The 20895-nt window shown below is 45.2% G+C and carries 12 protein-coding genes, 1 pseudogene and 2 CRISPR repeat arrays; of the genes and pseudogenes, 9 read left to right on the top strand and 4 right to left on the bottom strand.

Annotation, left to right across the window (positions count from 1 at the left end; translation table 11 throughout):
- Positions 1-233: 233 nt before the first annotated feature.
- Positions 234-2321, bottom strand: a complete 2088-nt coding sequence (locus ACBR23_RS21850) for an SdrD B-like domain-containing protein (RefSeq protein ID WP_371120415.1) — start codon at positions 2319-2321, stop codon at positions 234-236.
- A gap of 354 nt (positions 2322-2675) precedes the next feature.
- On the opposite strand from ACBR23_RS21850, the gene ACBR23_RS21845 reads away from it, so the two are divergent.
- The 6 genes and pseudogenes from ACBR23_RS21845 to ACBR23_RS21820 all read left to right on the top strand — a co-directional run.
- Positions 2676-3290: a peptidoglycan-binding protein gene (locus ACBR23_RS21845; RefSeq protein ID WP_371120416.1), complete on the top strand. Its 615-nt coding sequence runs from the start codon at positions 2676-2678 to the stop codon at positions 3288-3290.
- 1124 nt (positions 3291-4414) lie between these two features.
- Entirely contained in the window at positions 4415-5782 is a 1368-nt protein-coding gene (gene trxB, locus ACBR23_RS21840) for a thioredoxin-disulfide reductase (protein WP_371120417.1), read from the top strand.
- 319 nt (positions 5783-6101) lie between these two features.
- A CRISPR array of direct repeats spans positions 6102-6914; the repeat unit is 36 nt; unit sequence GTGCTCAACGCCTTACGGCATCAAAGGTTTAATCAC.
- A 519-nt stretch (positions 6915-7433) separates the two neighbouring features.
- On the top strand, positions 7434-8315 hold the full coding sequence (locus ACBR23_RS21835) for an ABC transporter permease (RefSeq protein ID WP_371113945.1): 882 nt from the start codon (positions 7434-7436) through the stop codon (positions 8313-8315).
- A 119-nt stretch (positions 8316-8434) separates the two neighbouring features.
- Entirely contained in the window at positions 8435-9634 is a 1200-nt protein-coding gene (locus ACBR23_RS21830) for an AAA family ATPase (protein ID WP_371120418.1), read from the top strand.
- 1902 nt (positions 9635-11536) lie between these two features.
- A complete protein-coding gene (gene rpoD, locus ACBR23_RS21825; RefSeq protein ID WP_341737029.1) occupies positions 11537-12706 on the top strand; it encodes an RNA polymerase sigma factor RpoD in 1170 nt (389 codons plus the stop codon).
- Between the two features lie 159 nt (positions 12707-12865).
- Positions 12866-13478, top strand: a pseudogene (locus tag ACBR23_RS21820) (RNA-guided endonuclease InsQ/TnpB family protein); the annotation flags it as partial.
- Between the two features lie 38 nt (positions 13479-13516).
- Here the strand turns inward: ACBR23_RS21820 and ACBR23_RS21815 are convergent.
- On the bottom strand, positions 13517-13669 hold the full coding sequence (locus tag ACBR23_RS21815; protein ID WP_341737035.1) for a chlorophyll A-B binding protein: 153 nt from the start codon (positions 13667-13669) through the stop codon (positions 13517-13519).
- A gap of 106 nt (positions 13670-13775) precedes the next feature.
- A complete protein-coding gene (locus tag ACBR23_RS21810) occupies positions 13776-15125 on the bottom strand; it encodes an ABC transporter ATP-binding protein (RefSeq protein ID WP_371114039.1) in 1350 nt (449 codons plus the stop codon).
- A gap of 70 nt (positions 15126-15195) precedes the next feature.
- Here ACBR23_RS21810 and ACBR23_RS21805 point away from each other — a divergent pair, with 70 nt between their 5' ends.
- Positions 15196-15402 (top strand): hypothetical protein, encoded by a 207-nt coding sequence (locus ACBR23_RS21805; RefSeq protein ID WP_371120419.1) that lies wholly within the window; start codon positions 15196-15198, stop codon positions 15400-15402.
- On the opposite strand, the gene ACBR23_RS21800 is transcribed toward ACBR23_RS21805, so the two are convergent.
- Complete coding sequence (locus ACBR23_RS21800) at positions 15389-17941, bottom strand: DNA topoisomerase (ATP-hydrolyzing) (protein ID WP_341737032.1); 2553 nt, start codon at positions 17939-17941, stop codon at positions 15389-15391. The two genes, ACBR23_RS21805 and ACBR23_RS21800, sit on opposite strands and share 14 nt — an antisense overlap.
- Before the next feature lie 1257 nt (positions 17942-19198).
- Between ACBR23_RS21800 and ACBR23_RS21795 the strand changes: the two genes are divergently transcribed.
- The gene (locus ACBR23_RS21795) at positions 19199-19597 is read left to right on the top strand and encodes a response regulator (RefSeq protein WP_341737033.1); all 399 of its coding nucleotides are present in this window, start codon (positions 19199-19201) and stop codon (positions 19595-19597) included.
- Between the two features lie 428 nt (positions 19598-20025).
- Positions 20026-20163 carry a hypothetical protein gene (locus ACBR23_RS21790; RefSeq protein ID WP_371121003.1) on the top strand — a complete coding sequence of 46 codons (138 nt, stop codon included), beginning with the start codon at positions 20026-20028 and terminating at the stop codon, positions 20161-20163.
- Between the two features lie 62 nt (positions 20164-20225).
- A CRISPR array of direct repeats spans positions 20226-20791; the repeat unit is 36 nt; unit sequence GTTTCCATTCAATTAGTTTCCCCAACGAGTGGGGAG.
- Between the last annotated feature and the right edge of the window lie 104 nt (positions 20792-20895).

Here is a 20895-nt window from a genome sequence, read left to right as displayed (position 1 = left end):
GTTAGAGGTTGCCAACAATAGAGTATCACGCGATCGGGATTTAATGTGTTCCTGACTTTTTACTAGACATCTCCTAAAAAGCCTGGATCGAACAGGCAGGATGCCTGTTCCACAATAATTATGGGAGATGTCTACTGCGGTTTGCGACTGCTAACTCGTGCAGCGGTTTCCCCCTCAAATTGCGGTATTTTTCATTGACACTCCCCACCCATAGAATGCGGGGGATTCTTCTCTCACAGGCTCGACTCTAGACCGATATTACTATCGATCCCCGATAGAACGCCTCCAGAAGCAGTTTTACTCACGGGCTGCCCGACCGCAAGGATACCTCTGTCTCTAATTACTTGTGCTGCTGCTGTATCGCGATGAGTGGTGTACCCGCACGACTGACAACTATGGATACCGATCGCCCCCATTGTCAGAGATGAGTCACCGGTCGCCCAATTAATTTTGTCATTGGTATTGACAATTTGGTTGATTTGTGAATAGGGTTCCCGACTGACATTCTGTGGGTCAAAGCTAGCAAGAGCGCCTAAACTGGCAATTGAGCGATCGATCGCCAAATAACTGCTTTGATAATTACCATCTTCCTGACTCAAAAGCCAACTTTCTGCCAACCTTTCGCCGCTTGCAGACACATCGTCTCCATAGCCGTCAGTCCCCGTGAGCAAGTCACCTGGGAAAGACATTGCTAACCTTTCCACAGCATCTCCCGTCAACAAATCAATGCTGCTAGCCCTGACATCCGTAGAAACTGTCACCACAGCCAAGGGAGTAGTTTGAATAAAACCAGGTGGCGTTACTTCCCTGAGAACATAAGTACCCACAGGAACATTGCGGAAACTGTAGCCACCTTGGGAGTCAGTAAAGGTACTTGCTTCCCCTGGTTCTAAACTGTTGTTGTTATTCAGGTCAATGTAAATTTGGGTATTGGGAATCGGCGGTTCCCCCGGATCGATACGACCGTTAGCATTAAAATCATTGAATTTGAAACCGCTAATCGTGCCGGTAGCAAACACATTCCCAAAGCTGAGATTAGTGGCGTTAGTACCGTTAGTGACAAATATCGGAGTAGGATTGGGCGTAGTTTGCCGAAAACCGGGCTGCGGAACTTCCTTCACTAAATAACGGCCTGGGGGCAAATTGATGAAAGAAAAATTGCCCTGGGGATTAGTGATAGTGGAAGGCTCATTGGGCTCTAGCCTGTTATTGTCGTTGAGGTCGATGTAAATCGGCCAGTTGGCAACTTTGGGCTCCGTTGGTTCGTAGATACCGTTGGCGTTGAGGTCGTTGAATTTGAACCCACTGATGCTACCAGTGGGAAAATTGTTCCCGAAATTGATGCCGGCTGCGTTAGTACCGCCCGTAATCTCGATCGCGCCAGGATTAGGCGTAGTCTGTACCCATCCCGGTTGTTGGACTTCCCTCACCAAATAGTTGCCGGGGTCAACATTTATAAAATTATAGCTGCCATCGGGTTTTGTCAAAGTATTCGGTTCGCCAGCGTCCAGCCTGCCGTTTCTGTTGAGGTCAATATAAATTTGCCAGTTGGCTAAGGGCGGGTCCGTCGCATCTCTGATGGCATTGAAATTCAGGTCATTGTATTTGATGCCACTGATGTTGCCGACAAAAAAAATATTGCCAAAATTGACATTGTTAATTGTGGCGTTGGAAGTCACAGTAATCGGGCCTGGGTTGGGCGTGGTTTGCCGAAAACCGGGCTGCTGGACTTCTCTCACCAAATATGTATCTGCCGGAATATTGACAAAGGCGTAATTACCTTGCAGGTTGGTCAGTGTCACAGGTTCGCCACCGTCGAGCCTGTTGTTGCGGTTGAGGTCGAGGTAAATTTGCCAGTTAGCTAGGGGCTGTTCTCCAGGGTCGATGTTGCCATTCCTGTTGATGTCGTTGAATTTTGTACCCGCGATCGTCCCTGCGTTGAAGTTGTTACCAAAATTGATGCTGGTGACATTTGTCCCGCTGGTGATGCCGATCGGTGGTGGGTTAGGCGTAGTTTGGCGAAAATTAGGTTGCTGAACTTCTCTAACTTGGTAGACGCCCGCTGGTAAGTTGGCAAAGATGTAGTTGCCTTGGCTGTTGGTGAAGGTGGAAGGTTCGTTAACATCCAACCTCTGGTTATTGTTCAGGTCAAGGTAGATTTGCCAGTTAGGCAGTGGGAATTCCCCAGGATCGGGACGGCCGTTGGCATTAAGGTCGTTGTATTTGTTGCCACTGATGGTGCCGACTTGGAAGTTGCCGATATTGACGTTGGTGATGTCTATTTGGCTGGCGTTTCTGGTGATATTGGTCGATTCGGACATGGTGTTGCTGGACCCAATGAACGCGGTTCAATGTCTGTTGTAGGGAAATCTAACAGTTTTGGGTGAAGCTGTCACGCATTGCTCCCCTAGTCCAGGAAGCAAGCGGGGCCAAAAACCCGGTTTCTGGGTGCATATCAGTCGCACAAATGCACGATTTTTCATAGAAACCGGGTTTTTTACATAAATTTTTTGCATAAATTTCATACCCGATGCCCAATGCCCAATTCCCTATTTTTCCAGATTTGATGTACGATCGCTACCAGTTTTGCAAAGGTCGAATTAATAATGTGCCGAAATCTAACAACAAGCTGGATTCACCCTCGCGAGATCAGGAGTTGGCTCCGAATCTGGAGCTTGTGCGGTTTAGTGGCAATTAGTTCGATCGCCCCTACTCCCGCTGTAGCACTCCCAGCAAATTCCCATGGGGATAACAGCAGCCACCTCATCGCTCAAACAGGTGTAATGGTTCGCCCCGCACTCAGCTTAGGCAGTCGGGGCTCGGAAGTGCGAGAACTGCAAGCTGCTCTGAAATTATTGGGATTTTACGATGACAATGTAGACGGGGTTTTCTCGCAAAGCACCGCCACCGCCGTGTCCAAGTTTCAGGAAACCGCGGGGGTTACTCCCGACGGTATAGTTGGTCAAGATACTTGGAATCGATTGTTTCCTGCGACTACCGGGGCGATCGCAGGTCCGATCGACAGCAACAATCCGGTAGCCGAAAATCCTCAGACTAACCCTGAGCCCACAGCAGCTAGTTTTCCGGTTTTGAAAAGAGGAATGCGGGGAACAGCAGTCAGAGATTTGCAAGAGCGACTGCGGGCCAAGGGATTTTTGCGATCGAGAGCTGACGGCGTGTTCGGCCGCGAAACCCAAGCTGCGGTCAAGGCTGCTCAGCGACAATCTCAACTAGCCGCCGATGGCATTGTTGGCTCTGCGACTTGGGCAGTTTTATGGCGATCGCCCTAAACAAATCGAGATGCTCCCTAGAGATATCTGATCCTCATCCTGAAAATGTTAACTTTAGTAAAGAAATTGATGTTTTGCCGAAAGTCTGTGTTAGTTTAACAACATGAAGGACAAAGCCAAGCAGCACAAACAACTTGGATTAAAGATTTGGAATTAGAGTATTTGTCCTCATCGTCTCTAGTTCTCAGGCAGCCCCTGAACCCTGTAGCTGATTAGCAAAGAAAGGTTGATGTGGCGATCGGATTGGTTAATTAGCTTAAAGCGATTGTAAGAATCGAAATTTCTTAAGCAAAACTTGCGATCGGACAGTCAAACACAGAAGTCTGAATAGACTCCACTAATAGCTAGCTCAGAGCAGAGTAGTTGCCAAAAAAGCCCACCTTTAGTTTGAGCAAGCTCAAAATAACTTGAATCAATTGAAAGTACAAACCTTTGAGGGTCTGGCATCCGACGTGCTAGACCCTCAACATTTTAATTGTTAGTTGATGCTTAGTTTTCCTATCAATTCCGGTTGTATCGGAATGATTTAACCGCGAAGGCGCGAAGTACGCGAAGGAAGAGAAGAGAGAGTTTAATACAGGATGATGAAGAGTGGATTTTATTTCACCTCAGTCACCAAGGCGTTTTGTTTATTGTTCCCTGGCCACGCGATCGCCTTTTGCATATCACAATACTGGTTATTTGTCAAATTAGGCAAATTTTGCGTTACAATTCTTAAATATTCAACTGGCATTTTTTGTCTATAAAAATGACTATTGACATTGGAAGAGTTGGTTAATGTTACGAATTTAGAAAGTTTCAGGGTTAAAAATCAAAATTAGTCATAATGCCCCTGGATTGTGAAAATCGTACCACAAGCCTCAAAACAAGTAAATAGGTAAAATAATTGAGAATGATGTCAATAATTTTGGCTGTCTTTAGATTTTCTTAAGATTTGGGGTGAAAAATTATATCGAACATTTAAAACTAAATCCGCTGTTTGATTGCTTTTGCTTATCTAACTAACTTGAGTTGGCCCGATCGCCCTCAACCCCTCAACAATATTAACTAGGGTAGATAAAACTTTTCCCCTATTTGTTATAATTGAGATTAAACGAAGTCGTTATGAGTTTGACTAAACAGCTATGACCACACAAACCGTAGAAAATCTAGTCATTATCGGCTCAGGCCCTGCGGGCTACACAGCAGCCATCTACGCTGGGAGAGCCAATCTCAAGCCCGTAGTCTTTGAAGGGTATCAAAGCGGAGGAGTCCCCGGCGGGCAACTGATGACCACCACAGAAGTGGAAAACTTTCCCGGCTTCCCCGAAGGTATCACCGGGCCGGAACTAATGGATCGGATGAAAGCTCAAGCCGTGCGTTGGGGTGCAGAATTATACACAGAAGATGTAACTTTTGTAGATTTTAGCCAGCGGCCGTTTACAGTGCGATCGGAAGATCGAGAAATCAAAACCCACACTATAGTAATAGCTACAGGCGCGACAGCCAAAAGGCTGCACCTACCAAGCGAAGAAAAATACTGGAATTTAGGCATATCTGCCTGTGCGATTTGCGACGGAGCTACACCGATATTCAAAAACGTAGAATTAGCAGTAGTCGGTGGTGGCGACACAGCAGCAGAAGAAGGAGTTTATCTCACCAAGTATGGTTCTCACGTTCATATGTTAGTCCGTTCGTCCTCCATGCGAGCCAGCAAAGCCATGCAAGACCGGGTTTTGAACAATCCCAGAATTACCGTGCACTGGAATACTGAGCCTGTGGATGTTTACGGCAACGGCAAGCTCGAAGGGATTAGAGTCCGAAATACCGAAACAGGGACAGAAAGCAATTTGCCCGTGAATGGGTTGTTTTATGCGATCGGTCATACTCCCAATACAGGTTTATTCCAAGGTCAACTAGAACTGGACAAAATCGGCTACATTAGGCCGAAACATGGCTCGGTAGAAACCAGTGTTGAGGGAGTTTACGCCGTTGGGGATGTCCAAGACCATGAGTTTCGGCAAGCTATCACCGCCGCCGGTAGTGGTTGTATGGGTGCGATGTTGGCAGAAAGGTGGCTTTCGGCTAAGGGTTTAACTCAGGAATTTCATCAAACTGAGTCGTCATTGGAGACTCCTGCACCTGTAGCGGAAACTCCCAGAGTGCGGGAAACTAGCGAGAATTTTGATATCAAACTGACGCGACACGAAGGAGCTTATGCTTTGCGGAAGTTGTTCCATGATAGCGATCGACTGATTGTAGTGAAATATGCTTCTCCTAGTTGTGGGCCTTGTCACAGTCTCAAGCCGATTTTGAACAAAGTCGTAGATGAGTTTGATGGCAAAATTCACTACGTGGAAATTGATATTGAAGAAGATCCAGAAATTGCGGAAAATGCTGGTGTGGTGGGAACACCGACGATTCAGTATTTTAAGGACAAGGCTCTGGTGACGGAGCTCAAAGGAGTGAAGCCAAAAAGCCAGTACCGTGAGTTAATTGCCAGTAATTTGTAGGTCTTGCTGCTTCTGTTTTGGGTCTTTTCTCAAGGCTGTGCTCAACGCCTCATATCCAATCCGGTAGCATCTGAATTATTCAGATACACTCTCGGACTCTGTGTCCTCTGTGTTCTCTGCGGTTAAATCATTCCGATCTAACTGGAAACGATATTACGGCATCAAAGGTTTAATCATATCAATTCCGGTTGTATCGAAATGATTTAACCGCGAAGGCGCGAAGGACGCAAAGGAAGAGAAGAGAGAGTTTAATACAGGAGGATGAAGAGAGGATTTTATATCACACCCGCCAACCCGCTACTGTCAACAGATTTGGAAGGTGCTCAACGCCTTACGGCATCAAAGGTTTAATCACAGTGAAAGCAAATCAGAAGAACGCCAATTAATGTGGTGCTCAACGCCTTACGGCATCAAAGGTTTAATCACGACTGGCTGGTGAAGAGTTCTTACCAACAAAAAGCGTGCTCAACGCCTTACGGCATCAAAGGTTTAATCACGTTTGGTCGATATTGTTTTTTGAAAGGCGTATTTGTGCTCAACGCCTTACGGCATCAAAGGTTTAATCACGGGTTGGTTTTAGCACCCCCAAACGCCATTACTACGTGCTCAACGCCTTACGGCATCAAAGGTTTAATCACAGTCCGCTTCCATGCTTGGATACCACCAGTGCTTGGTGCTCAACGCCTTACGGCATCAAAGGTTTAATCACAATTTAACGTTTGGAGCCGAGATGGAAAAAGATAGTGCTCAACGCCTTACGGCATCAAAGGTTTAATCACGTGTGAGCTTCTTGGCAACAGACAGCCATTCATGTGCTCAACGCCTTACGGCATCAAAGGTTTAATCACGGTATCGTCGAGGCAGGCAACGAGTTTATAGCGATGTGCTCAACGCCTTACGGCATCAAAGGTTTAATCACATCAAGTTCGCTTCAATTTTGGTCAAATTACTCAAGGTGCTCAACGCCTTACGGCATCAAAGGTTTAATCACTTTAAGTCAATCTTATACTTATTCTACTGCTATTCGTGCTCAACGCCTTACGGCATCAAAGGTTTAATCACAAAGGCTTCCCCCACTCATCCCTTGTGCAAACACGTGCTCAACGCCTTACGGCATCAAAGGTTTAATCACAGCGGTTCCTGAACCCCTTATATAGCAATGCCTCCTGGCCAGTTTTGCAAGCACCCCAGCACTCAAGGCACCCGGAGATAGCAATTATGCCAAAAAAGGTCATCACCACAGACATAGAGCAACCCTCAAAAGCTTACACAGCCTAGGTTCTGTCAAAATGCAAGCACCTCCTCGCCGGTTCGAGAGGCCTCAAACCCAATCAGGTAAAGGTTTTGAGCCTCATAAAAGCCTAGTTGAGTTCTCCACAACCAGAGGTGCTTGCATTTTTAGGAATATCATAGGAGCTTCCATCAACAGGCCTAGTACCAAAACTATTTTAAGCCACAATGGCTTCAACACATCAGCGATCTCAATTCTTCTCTTCATCGGAATAGGAACTTGTCTCAGATATTTCTCTGTGTTCTGGAGCGTCCTAGGTCCGGTTAAATCACGATCGCGCAACCGGAAACGAGCCGATCGACGCTATTCTATTTGAGTAGATGGAACTGTTTCCCAACTCCCAATTCCCAATTATTAATTATGGCTCAAGGCAGACTCCGACTACCGAGATTTCTCAACCTTGCGGCACCCTCAAACCTGTCAATGAAAATGATGTGGGTAGGTTTGACAATCACCGCTGCGTTTGTATTGATTGCCACCTTCAGCCCAACCCTACAGACTTGGGGATGGCTGCAAAATCCTACAGATGCCTTAATCAATCCCATCCATGAACCGCCTTCAGCAACCTATTGGTTTGGGACTACCCGCAGTGGCTATGATGTTTTTTCTCGAACGCTTTTTGCTTCTAGGGCTGCTTGGCAAGTGCTCATTCTGGCTACGGGTTTGAGTGTGTCGATCGGTGTACCCTTGGGATTGGTTAGCGGTTATTTAGGTGGCAAACTCGATCGCATCCTGTTGTTTTTAATGGATACAATTTATACTTTGCCGGGATTGCTACTGTCTTTAACCCTAGCTTTTGTAGTGGGGAAAGGAGTTTTGAATGCTGCGATCGCCCTTAGCATTTCCTACATTCCTCAATACTACCGTGTTGTCAGAAATCACACCACCAGCATCAAAACGGAACTATTTGTTGAAGCCGCTAGAGCTATGGGGGCTGATACTTGGACAGTCCTTTCCCGCTATCTGTTTTTGAACGTGATTCAGAGCGTACCAGTGTTGTTTGCGCTCAATGCTGCCGATGCGATTTTAACCCTAGGAGGTTTAGGATTTCTCGGTTTGGGACTTCCTGAAGAAACTCCTGAATGGGGACATGATTTGCGTTTAGCCCTGGATGCACTACCTACAGGAATTTGGTGGACAGCTTTGTTTCCCGGTTTGGCTATGACTTTAATGGTAGTAGGATTGTCTTTTGTGGGAGAAGGATTGAATGAGTTTGTTAATCCTAAACTGCGGAATCAATAATCATTTTCCTCTAGCACAACCTCAAACAAACCAACACCCAGGCTCCCGACTTCTTAAAAAAGTCGGGAATTTAACAGACTATTTATTAAAGAAACAGACACTATAATTCAGGATGTGAAATGAAAAATATTCCTCGTATAGAATATCTCAAAGTCCAAAATTACCGAGCTTTACATAATCTAGAACTTAAAAAAATTACTCCCTTAACCGTCTTCTTAGGACCAAATGGGAGCGGAAAATCAACTATTTTTGATGTTTTCGCTTTCCTGTCTGAATGTTTTATCGAAAGCCTAAGAAAAGCATGGGATAGACGAGGCAGATTTCGAGAATTACGTACCAGAGACAGTACAGGCTGTATCATCATTGAATTAAAGTATCGAGAAACATCAAAATCACCGTTAATCACCTATCATCTCGCCATAGATGAAGAAAACAATCGTCCTTTTATCGCTGAAGAATGGCTACAGTGGAGACGAGCAGGTCAAGGTAAACCTTTTCGATTTTTAGATTTCAAAAAAGGCGAAGGACAAGTCATTAGTGGCGCAACTCCTGATGAAGAAGATGAAAGGACCACCGAACAACTAGCATCGTCTGAATTATTAGCAGTAAATACATTAGGACAATTTGCCAAACATCCCCGCGTCAGTGCTTTAAGGCGGTTTATTACAGGTTGGTATTTATCTTATTTAACCGCAGATAATACCCGCAGCCTTCCCGAAGCAGGTGCACAGGAAAGATTGTCCCCCACTGGTGACAATTTACCCAATGTTATTCAATATCTAAAAGAACAACATCCCCAACGGTTAGAAGAAATACTAAAAACCCTTTCTGCTCGTATTCCACGCCTGGAAAAAGTCGAGGCTCTTGTCATGCAAGATGGCAGACTTTTGTTGGAAATTAAAGATGCTCCTTTTTCTCATCCCATTTTGGCAAAATATGCCTCCGACGGTACGTTAAAACTCTTAGCTTATCTAACAGTATTGTTTGACCCCAATCCCCCGCAATTAGTTGGAATAGAAGAACCAGAAAATTATTTACATCCGCGTTTATTACCTCAAGTTGCCGAAGAATGTCGTTCTGCTTCTGCTAATACTCAATTAATGGTAACAACCCATTCTCCTTTTTTTGTGGATAGTTTAAAACCAGAAGAATTATGGGTATTATATCGAGATGAAAAAGGTTTTACTCAAGCAAAAAGAACCGCAGATATGCAGGGAGTAAAACAATTTATGGATCATGATGCATTACTTGGTTCGCTGTGGATGGAAGATTTTTTTGAGGTAGGAAACCCCCTCAAAAATGCGGGTGCTCCTCAATAGGTGAAGATCGAGAAGATTGTCTAAAATTAAAAAAGCAACTAGAAGATATAGCAATATTAGCCGGATTAATTACTAAATATATGAATCCTGAATCAAATCGCTCTAAAAGCTTCCAAGTCTTTTGTCAAGGTTTATTAGAAAGTATCGATAGTTCCCAGGTATAATCAACTTTACAGACAATTGCCGATCGCACTGTTGCTGAGCTAGGATCGCGATCGATGATTTAGAGGTCATGCTTTCGGAGGACAAGTAGTAAAGAAATGTAACAAAAATTCCCTCGATCGCGCCACCGCTCGATCTCTCAACCTCCTTAACCTCATCCATTAGCCAGCGATCTGTCTACTTTACCAGGCGATCGCTCTGATTCCAGATAAATGGGCAATTTTACCTAAAATTTAGGAAGCTTCTTAATCGAATCTTTACATTTTGACTGTATTTTTAAAGTAACAGTGAATTTATACTGACGGAAAATTTACAATTGTGTGGATTCTGAGAGAGTGCGATCGCGTAAGTATGTGGCGAAAGTCAAAAAATCCTGGAAGAGTTGAGACCGGAGAGTGACAAGGGGAGCTAAGTATCAGTAAAATGTATCGACATAATTTTGACTATTGACGAGACAAACTTGTGTTCAACTGCTTAAATGAGAATATGACGTTAATAACTTAATGTGATTTAACGTTAAATTTTGACCCAATTTCTGAGATTTGAGCTAACTTAACAAAGAAAGCCCCTGTTGCACTACTAAACCCGCAACGCTTCATTTGGGGTAATTTTCGGTCTCTAATCCAGAGTTGCCGAGTCACAACTAAAGCTACAAGCTTTATTCGATCGCGGATTTAGAATGATTCAATTTAGGGAAACAGGGTAAAGATGGGTGCATCTATACGGATTACATTAGCCGGAATTCCGGTCAGTCAAAAACTGTCTGCTCGGTGTCTGGACGGCTACGCCGCAGTCGTTCACCCACATACTCGCCGAAAAACACGCCAATCTCAAGTTTCAAAGTTCTTGTGGGCGATTCTGAGGATTTAACCCAATCAGCCCTTAGTGCGTATTGTTAAGCTAAGCTGACAAAACTTGGGTAGTTCTGACAAAGAATGGAAAATATCTTCCAATTTTTGTGAGAAAGGCTACAATCGGAAAGGTCTTTGCAAGATCCAATACTGAACTGTTTGGTGCTTCGATCCAAAACTTTTGCGTTTTGTGCAGCAGACGGGCATCCAAGAAGGCCGCAACTAGCCGTCCAACTGCGATGTCTGGCTACCGGAGTGAAAGCAGCAGGCGAACCAAAAGTTCGACACCTGGAAAACAAAAGTTAAAGGGTTCCGTCCAAGGAAACTTGTACGGGTAAAAATTAGAAGTCCAAATTAGAAAAGTTAGTATTTCCCGAAGTGCCTTCCCTCGGCTCTGTGGTTAGAGCTTTTAGGCAAAATATCGCAGAAAGTGCGATAACAGATTGCGAAGGAAACAGCCAAGCACTCAATTCGAGGTCGCGACAATCATGTCTGCTATGGGCGAGATACTCGACAAAACTGGATAACCAGCTCAAATCTGTACAGAGATATCTCGGTTAGGTCTAACCACAGTCTAGGTTAAGAAGGTAACAACACCCTGTGGGTACATGGGGGAATCCTTACTCAGTAACTACCAGTTAAATATCTTGATTTAGCAAAGGAAGTGCTGGTAGCTTGAGAAACGTTCTTAACATTACCCAAACAAAAATCCTCCGATGATGCGAGGCTCGATCCGATCAAAATATTTCTTGTAGACAATAACTGGCAGACAAAAAATCCCACTCTTTCTGGCTGTGGGAATGTCAATACTGGCTAAGTTGTCTAAACTACAAACAGACACTATTCGACTGTTATTTATTCTTCAATTCAGGAGCATGAGGAAGGCGGCATGATCCAGGCAAACACCGTACTCGAAACCAAAATCAAACCCCAAATGGAAACTATCGAGTTGCTTCGGAACACCGAAAGCGTTCTACCTGAGAGCGAGTTGGAACTATTTATCGACGACGAAGACGATCGAGAAGATTTTCTAGATACTCAATCTGAGGAAGACGACACTAAGTCTGGCAAAGGTGCCAAAGCTCGCCGTCGAGCTCAGGCAAAGAAAAAGCACTATACTGAAGACTCTATTCGTCTTTACTTGCAAGAAATAGGTCGGATTCGGCTGTTACGAGCTGACGAAGAGATTGAACTGGCGCGTAAAATTGCCGATTTGTTGGAATTGGAGCGAGTCAGAGAACAACTTTTAGAAGATTTAGACAGAGAACCCAAAGACAATGAATGGGCGACTGCTGTCGAGATGGCGCTACCGGCATTTCGTCATCGACTCCATGTCGGACGACGCGCCAAGGAAAAAATGGTGCAGTCAAACCTGCGTTTGGTGGTGTCGATCGCCAAAAAATACATGAATCGTGGCTTGTCTTTCCAAGATTTGATTCAGGAAGGTTCTCTGGGTTTAATCCGGGCTGCGGAAAAGTTTGACCACGAAAAAGGTTACAAGTTCTCAACCTACGCGACTTGGTGGATTCGTCAAGCCATTACTAGGGCCATTGCCGACCAATCCCGCACTATCCGCCTACCGGTTCACCTTTACGAAACCATTTCGCGGATCAAGAAAACTACAAAACTTCTTTCTCAAGAAATGGGTCGCAAGCCTACGGAAGAAGAAATTGCGACTAAGATGGAAATGACGATCGAGAAATTGCGCTTCATTGCTAAGTCAGCACAATTGCCGATTTCTCTAGAAACTCCGATCGGTAAAGAAGAAGATTCGCGTCTGGGAGATTTTATTGAATCCGACGGAGAAACACCGGAAGATCAAGTCTCAAAGAATTTGTTGCGGGAAGATTTAGAAAGCGTTTTAGATACCCTCAGCCCGCGGGAGCGAGATGTATTGCGACTGCGGTACGGCTTAGATGACGGACGGATGAAGACCTTGGAGGAAATTGGTCAAATCTTTAACGTCACTCGCGAGCGGATTCGGCAAATCGAAGCGAAAGCCTTGCGGAAGTTGCGCCATCCCAACCGGAACAGCATCTTAAAAGAATATATCCGCTAGAGTATTTATCTAGCATCACCCAAAAGAGTGATTTGGATTCCAGTTGCACTCAGCGAGGATAGTTGACGGTTGACCATTGATGGTTGACCGTTGACTCTCGGCTGCGAGTGTGAAATCCTAACGAAAAAAATCTGACCAAAAATTTGGGAGCAAGACTACGGTAATACCGTAGAGAACCCGCGCCATCTAAGAAAGTCCGAAAGATCGTTAAAAAAGCTTAATCGTAGACTTTCTAGAACGCAGAAAGGTTCTAAAAATAGAGCTAAGGCTCGAAATCGTTTAAGTAGAAAACACCTCAAGGTAAGCAGGCGGCGTAAAGACTTTGCTGTGAAATTAGCAAGGTGCGTAGTCCAGTCCAACGACTTGGTAGCCTATGAAGACTTGCAGGTGCGTAACATGGTCAAAAACAAAAAGCTATCCAAGTCGATATCAGATGCGGCTTGGACAGCTTTTAGAAATTGGATTGAATATTTTGGCAAAGTGTTTGGGGTGGCAACTGTTGCAGTACCGCCACACTATACAAGTCAAAATTGTTCTAGTTGTGGGAAAGTGGCGCAAAAGTCATTAATTAAGTCAAAGAACACATATTTGTCCACATTGTGGATTCGTTTTAGACCGAGATTGGAACGCCGCTCGCAACATATTAGAACTTGGATTGCGTACCGTGGGGCACACGGGAACCTCAAACGCCTCTGGAGATATCGACAAGAGTTTGAATGAGGAAACTCTTTTAAATAAGTCGGATCGCCGAAAGAGGAAGCCTAAACAGTGATGTTTAGAATCACCGTGGCTTCAGCGGGCGTGAGAATGTCAAATTAAACCCCAGAAGTGTAGCAATCCTTCACCAGAAACCAATTCGATGATTACAGCAGCAGAGAAACCAATCATCGCCAGACGACCGTTCCAATTTTCTGCTCCTTCGCTAAAGCCCCAGTTCCAAGCGTTACGTTTTTGTTGTTGCATGGTATGAACTTTTTTCATTAAGTTTTGTAAGGCTTATGTAAATAAAAATAACAGGTGCTTGCACTTTATGCAAGCTTATGAAACAGAAGGTAAGACTTGGCGATCGCTAACGGGGAAATATGGCCAGCTCAGTCTCAGGGTCAAAAAGGTGAATTTTATCATGGGCGATCGCCAGCCACAACTCCTCGCCCACACGGATCGATCGCTCAGGAGGAACACGTACTTGCAAGCAAAGGGCTGGTGCATCGGTGAGACTAACCCGCAAATAGGTTTCGTATCCCAAAGCTTCCACAATATCGACTTGAACCGAAAGATTTTTAGTAGCAGGAGGGTGAATGGTCAAATGTTCTGGCCGAATTCCCAAAATAAGAGATTTACCGTCATACTTTTGTAAACTTTTTGCCCAAATATCAGGTAAAGTAAAGCGAAAATGAGGGTGAGAAATTAATAACGGGGCAGTAAATTGCACCGGTAAAAAATTCATCGGCGGAGAACCAATAAACTCAGCGACAAACAAGTTAGCAGGTTTATTATAAAGCTGTAGAGGTACATCTACTTGCTGAAGTTGACCAAGATTCATAATCGCAATGCGATCGCCCATAGTCATCGCCTCAGTTTGGTCGTGAGTCACATAAATAGTTGTAGTTCCCAATTGTCGCTGCAACTGCACAATTTGCGATCGAGTTTCCCCCCTTAATTTAGCGTCCAGATTAGAAAGGGGTTCATCCATTAAAAAAACTTCAGGATTTCTAGCCATAGCCCTACCCAAAGCTACCCGCTGTTTTTGTCCTCCCGAAAGTTGTTTGGGTAAACGATTTAACAAAGGTTCTATTTGCAGCAATTGAGCAACTTTAGTTACTCGTTTCCCCACTGTTTTTTCCCGTTCCGAAAAATAGCGTAAACCCTTTGGTAAATTGCGAGTAATTCCTACTAACAAATCTTCGAGTAAAGGCTGAATTTGATAATTTTCAATATTAGTAATCAACCAATTTTCAATTTTATCAGTAATCTCTTCTTTATTTTTCCTTCTGCCTAGGGACTGCTGACTAAGGACTAATGACTTCTTCTCCCTTTCCGATCGCCGCAATCCAAAAGCGAGATTATCGTAAACAGTTAAGTGAGGATAGAGAGCATAATTTTGAAAGACCATGGCGATATTTCGGTCTTTAGGTGGCAAATCGTTAAGGAGCCGATCGCCTACCCAGATATTACCAGCAGTCACAGTTTCCAAACCAGCGAGCGATCGGAGCAAAGTGCTTTTTCCGCAGCCAGAAGGCCCCACTAACACCATAAATTCCCCATCTTCGACAGTGAGGTTAATGCGCCGCAAAACGCTGTTAGACCTGGATGGATGGCTATCTGGTGAGATATTTTCTGTAGAATTTGCCTCTTTGTCCTGCTCTCCTTGGCGGAGTGGAAAGCTTTTGTAGATATTTTCTAGTACAACTTTAGCCATTGAACTATTTTCAAATTGGGAATTGGGAATTGGGAATCGGGAATCGGGAATTGGGAATTGCGAATTGGGAATGGGGAATTGGGAATTGGGAATCGGGAATTGGGAATTGCGAATTGGGAATGGGGAATTGGGAATTGGGAATTGGGAATTGGGAATTGGGAATTGGGAATTGGGAATTGGGAATTGGGAAAAACCAGAAAAGCAAAATATCTTCCTTCTTCCTTCTTCCTTCTTCCTTCTTCCTTCTTCCTTCCTTCTTCCTTCTACTGACAACTAATAACTTTGATGATTTTCTCTCCAGGATGGAGGTCAAAAACTCTCTCACCAGGAGCATCCTTGCCCCAAAAAGCAATAGCATCAGTAGCCGATCGCAGAAATCGACCAGTATTAGTTAAAAGTTTGACATCACTACCAGGAACCACCCGCAGCAAGCCAACCAAAGTATCTTTAGGTTCTGCGAAACGAAAAGCTTGGGTGCCGATTTCACCCCGGTTAGTCAGTCGGACAGAACCCGCGGGCATCCGTTTGGCCCAACCCAACTCCGAAAATAGCACCAGACTGTCATCGGGGTCGAGAGTAACACAACCCACCAAATCTTCTTGTTTTCGCAGCCGCGTGGCTTGAGAACCCTGGGCTGCGCGGCCCATAGGTGGCAGTTGTTCGTCATTGACTTCAAACCGGAGGACTCTGCCTCCGCTGGTGGCGATGGCGACTTGTTCGCCGACTTTAGTAAGACTAGCCCAGCGCAGTCGATCGTCCTCCTTGAGCTTAACAAGAGTCACACCGCGATTAGTCAAATCCGCAAATTCTGAAAGTGGTAGACGCTTAATTTTACCTTGCTCCGTCAGGGTTACTAAGTCCGTCGCTTCCGAATTTTCCGGCAACATAAAGTGTGCGACTGTGAGTTCGGACAAAGTGCGACCGGCACTTTCTTTGGTAGCCGATGGCGAAAGTAAACTGACGATGGGGGTACCTCGATCGCGCCCGCTGCTAGTGGGAATATCAGACACTTTTAGGGGATAAGCCTTACCACTGGGAGTTAAGATGACTAAATTGCGATCGGTTGTAGTCGGGGTGGCGGTGAGAATAAAATCTTCATTTTTTTCTAAAGCTTGAAGCGACTTTTCCCTACTTTTAGGACGGGATGGATCGGCCGTCGGCAGCCGCCGCACGTAATGTTTGTGAGTAAACTCAACAATAGTTTCCTCTGCCTGGGGCTGGGGAAATAGGGTGTGAGGCGCAGCTAATTCTGTGTCAGATGGGAGTGAGGATTTTTGTTTACCCGAACTTTTTGGTTGGCCGTTAGCAGCAGGTGCCGGGCCATTCACCAATTTAGTACGGCGCGGGTCTGCGTGCTTACGTTTGAGCGATCGGAATTCCTTCTTCAAAGCCTTCAAAAGTTCATGTCTGTCGCCCAAAAGCCGCTGCAATTCTTGAATTTTTACCGTCAACTCATCCAACTCAGACTGCAAATTTTGCCTTTCCAAGCCAGTCAGCCGACGCATCGGCATCGACAAAATCGCATCAGCTTGACTTTCGGTCAAATTAAGCCGAACTTGGAAATTGGCTTTAGCAGTGGTGCCATCGGGAGCATTTCGGAGAATATCGATCGCCACATCCAGATTTGTCAAAGCCAACATTAAGCCTTGGACAATGTGACAGCGACGTTGGGCAACCTCCAACTCGTAATTGTAGCGACGGGTGAGAGTCACTTCCCGAAAATGCAAAAATTCTTGCAACAATTGTCTCAGAGTTAACTGTCGCGGTTGACCGTTGACAATTGCCAGCAAAATCGCGCCAAAATTACTTTGCAAGTCAGTTTGTTGGTAAAGACGAGCTAGAACTGCTTCTGGGTTAGATTCGCGCTTGAGTTCGACCACAACTCGAATACCCTCGCGATCGCTTTCGTCCCGCAAATCAGCAATCCCATCAAGTCGGCCAGCATTTACCAAATCCGCCACCTTTTCAATCCAAGCCGCCTTATTCACCTGAAAAGGAAACTCCGTCACCACCAGCGCCGTTTTAGTGCGTATTTTGCGATTACCAGGCACTTCCTCCACCCGAACCACACCCCTGACAGCAATACTGCCTCGCCCCTTAGTGTAGGCATCAATAATGCCCTCTGTGGCAATGATTTCCCCACCAGTCGGGAAATCCGGTCCAGGAATTAGTTCCAGCAACTTCTGATCTGAGAGTTCCGGGTTTTCAGTCAATGCAATTAAACCGTCCACCACCTCGCCCAGATTGTGTGGGGGAATATTAGTTGCCATCCCCACAGCAATGCCAGTACAGCCATTGAGAAGTAAAAAAGGCAACTGGGCAGGCAAAACCGTAGGTTCCTGCTGCGAACTGTCAAAATTAGCAGTAAAATCAACAGTGGCATCACCGACCTGAGTTAGCATGGCTTCATGAGCGATCGAAGCCAGTCTGGTTTCGGTGTAGCGCATGGCAGCAGCCGGATCGTTGTCCACCGAACCAAAATTGCCGTGACCCGCCAGTAAAGGATAGCGACTCGAAAACTCTTGAACCATACGCACCAAAGCGTCGTAAACCGATTGGTCGCCGTGGGGGTGATATTTTCCCAAAACATCTCCCACTACTCTGGCACACTTGCGGTAGGGGCGGTCTGGCGTCAGACCGAGTTCGTGCATCGCGTACAAAATTCGGCGGTGAACGGGTTTTAAACCGTCGCGGACATCAGGCAAAGCTCGCCCGACGATCACACTCATGGCATATTCAAGGTACGATTGCTGCATCTCGGCGTGCAAAGCCGTAGAAATTACTTGCCCGGAAAGTAGGTTGAGTTGTTTAGCCATGAGTCCTTATGTCCGTTAATTCCTGAGTGCTAGGGCAAGAGTCAAGGGGCTCGTAATGGTTGCCTATCTAAGCGTGAAAACTGTTTGTCGCTCTTGGAACTGAAAGTTAGACAAAGCTACCAATCAGGGGGATAAAAATCAACTTAACTTATGAAAAAAGAATAAGACTGCCGAAGACTGGCAACACTTGCTTTTTACCCTCCACTCTTACCCTAACCTCTATGTTGCCTTCAATGGCGCCTACCTTTTTATTTACACGATATGTGAAAACAATTTCTTTGAGTTCGCTTTTGCACAGACTGCCTCGGCTAAAATTTTTTAGTACCCCTGCATTTATTCAGCCTATCTGCCAAACCTAAAACACAAGTCAACAACTAATGCAACCATGCTGGTGTAAAACTGATTGGTTAGTATACCAACATCAGTGATACCAGCAGGACTAAACATTACTTGATTCTAAGAGCAAGTAGCAAACCAACACTTATCAAATACGGGTTTTGCAGAGTTCCCGGCCTATGGCACTAAAAACGCTGCACGATTTGACGGGGAAAAAACCCCCGTGCCTTGTTCCTCTTTGGACTAAAACCACGAAGATGCTCAACTTCCCATAATTACTGACCTGCAACCAAGCCCTAAAAAGACTGAACTTGATAGACAAAAACTCCCACAAGCAAAACCGACCAGACCCCTTGCTAAAAAGAGGAACTACTTGAGCCTAGACAAAAAGGGAAAGTGACGCTACTTCCCCCCTCTGTCCCTTGCAATTGAAAAGTTTTGAAACTATTTAAACAACATTGCTTTCCGATCGCAAAACTCAAGTAACCAAGTTCCGTCCAGCATTAGCCAACGACGAGCCTCTAACGAGCTAGCAAACCGTAGTGCGATCGCCGGCGGGCTGTGGAGTGGGAGAAAGAATCTGCGATGAGCTCAGGAGTGTGTGAAATTTACCCATCGCAAGTGGGGCAAAAAAAGCACGCCCTTGCCCAACAGATTCTGTGAAGGTGGATGTTTCCTCAAAAGCCTGCAAACAACGGGCTGGATGTCTACTTCACAACAATTATGGGAAATTGTGTAACCGACAAAAAAAAGATTCACAGTGGCTTTTTTTTTCAAAACCACTGGCGCGATACCCGTTCGCGTAATGATGCCCCAAAAGTAGCGTTGCCCGATCGAACTTTCGAGGAGGCTGAGGGGCCCCAAAGGGTATTTTCTGCTCCCGTCTCAGGATACTGAGCTTTTCACTTACCGAATACTTTTATGAAAACCGTTCTGATTGTAGAGGACGATTTAGTCAATGCTAGAGTCTTCTCTAAAATTTTAACCAAGCGGGGGGGCTTGGCTGTAAAACACACAGAAAATGTCGAGGAGGTGATGCAAATTGCCTCCAAAGGCGAAGCAGACTTGATTTTGATGGATGTGTCCCTTTCACGTAGCGTGTACCAAGGAAAAGCTGTTGATGGCATCAAAATCACCCAACTGCTAAAGGCAGACCCACAAACTGCTTCCCTGCCAATTATCCTAGTGACGGCTCATGCCATGGCAGGAGATAGAGAGACTTTTCTGGATCAGAGTGGTGCAGATGGCTATATATCCAAGCCAGTAGTAGACCATCAGCTATTTGTTGACAAAATCAAAGCACTCCTGCCCCAGGAGTAGCCACAACCAACAAAAATACCTCAAGCAAAGAGGGCAACAAGCAAAAAAAAAGGGCAACAGCAAGTCCGGGTTAAAAAAAACCCCCTTTATTTACCAGAGAGGGTGAGCCATTAATTTATCGCGGTTGGCTAAACCGTGAAAGCTTGCCCAGGGATAGCTGCTCCCATGCTCCCGATGAAGCTAGAAGCAAATGTCTAGACAAGTCTAGTATTTGTATAGCAGTCAGCATATATATTGATTGTTAGGCGATCGCTAAAAATCTTATCAGATAGCGCGATCGCTTTTATTTTTGGCGATCGCAAACGCAAGCGCCAAGGCGGTTATAGGTAAAGTGGAAGAAGTTCCTGATATATTGTGCTGTTTACCCGATCGCACGACCCATACCAAAACGGTACAGTTTGCAAAGACTCGTGGGGATAAAACTCAAGTTGAAATGGCCTCACTTTGGGATGGAGAAATTAGCCGATCGCCCTTTCCAACGTCGCGTAATGTTGCAGCGGGTCGCGAGTTTTGCTGATGTGCTGAGCGATCGCCTCAATCAACACAAGAGTTTTAACTACTACTGAGCTTTGAATAATGAGTAGGGAAATGGTAGAGAAAAGTCTGCAAGTTGCAGACTTACTTTCTCGTTTCCATTCAATTAGTTTCCCCAACGAGTGGGGAGGTCGAAGCGCCTGAAGATTTGGCGGCAGTCTGGGAGGAGTTTCCATTCAATTAGTTTCCCCAACGAGTGGGGAGGGAACGAGCGAACAGATGCTCAATACGCAATTCTTGTTTCCATTCAATTAGTTTCCCCAACGAGTGGGGAGAGTCTTGACTCACTTACTGTTTTGCGTGATTTTCGGTTTCCATTCAATTAGTTTCCCCAACGAGTGGGGAGTGAAGATGAAAGCTTGATTAATTCCTAACTCCTTAGCTTCAGTTTCCATTCAATTAGTTTCCCCAACGAGTGGGGAGCAAGTACGGAGATAAGTCATGCCTAAATCACCAATCATCAGTTTCCATTCAATTAGTTTCCCCAACGAGTGGGGAGTTTATTCAGGTACGAACATGGAAATTTCAAAATTTGAGAAGTGTTTCCATTCAATTAGTTTCCCCAACGAGTGGGGAGTAAGTTTGGGCTTGGCGCTCAGATGGCTTGCAACGTACCTAGACAGGGTTTCCATTCAATTAGGGCTTGCTGAATAATCGATCGCACTTGACGTCGCGAAAGGTTATTCGATGGCGCGATCGAGTAAAGTGCAAGATAAAGAGGTAGAATAGGTCAAAACCCGTGCATCACCACCTGCGATCGTGTA

This window comes from Microcoleus sp., assembly GCF_041354475.1.
Taxonomy (GTDB): domain Bacteria; phylum Cyanobacteriota; class Cyanobacteriia; order Cyanobacteriales; family Microcoleaceae; genus Microcoleus.
The sequence above is the reverse complement of the archived record's forward strand: the minus strand, read 5'-3'. Positions and strand labels throughout refer to the sequence as shown.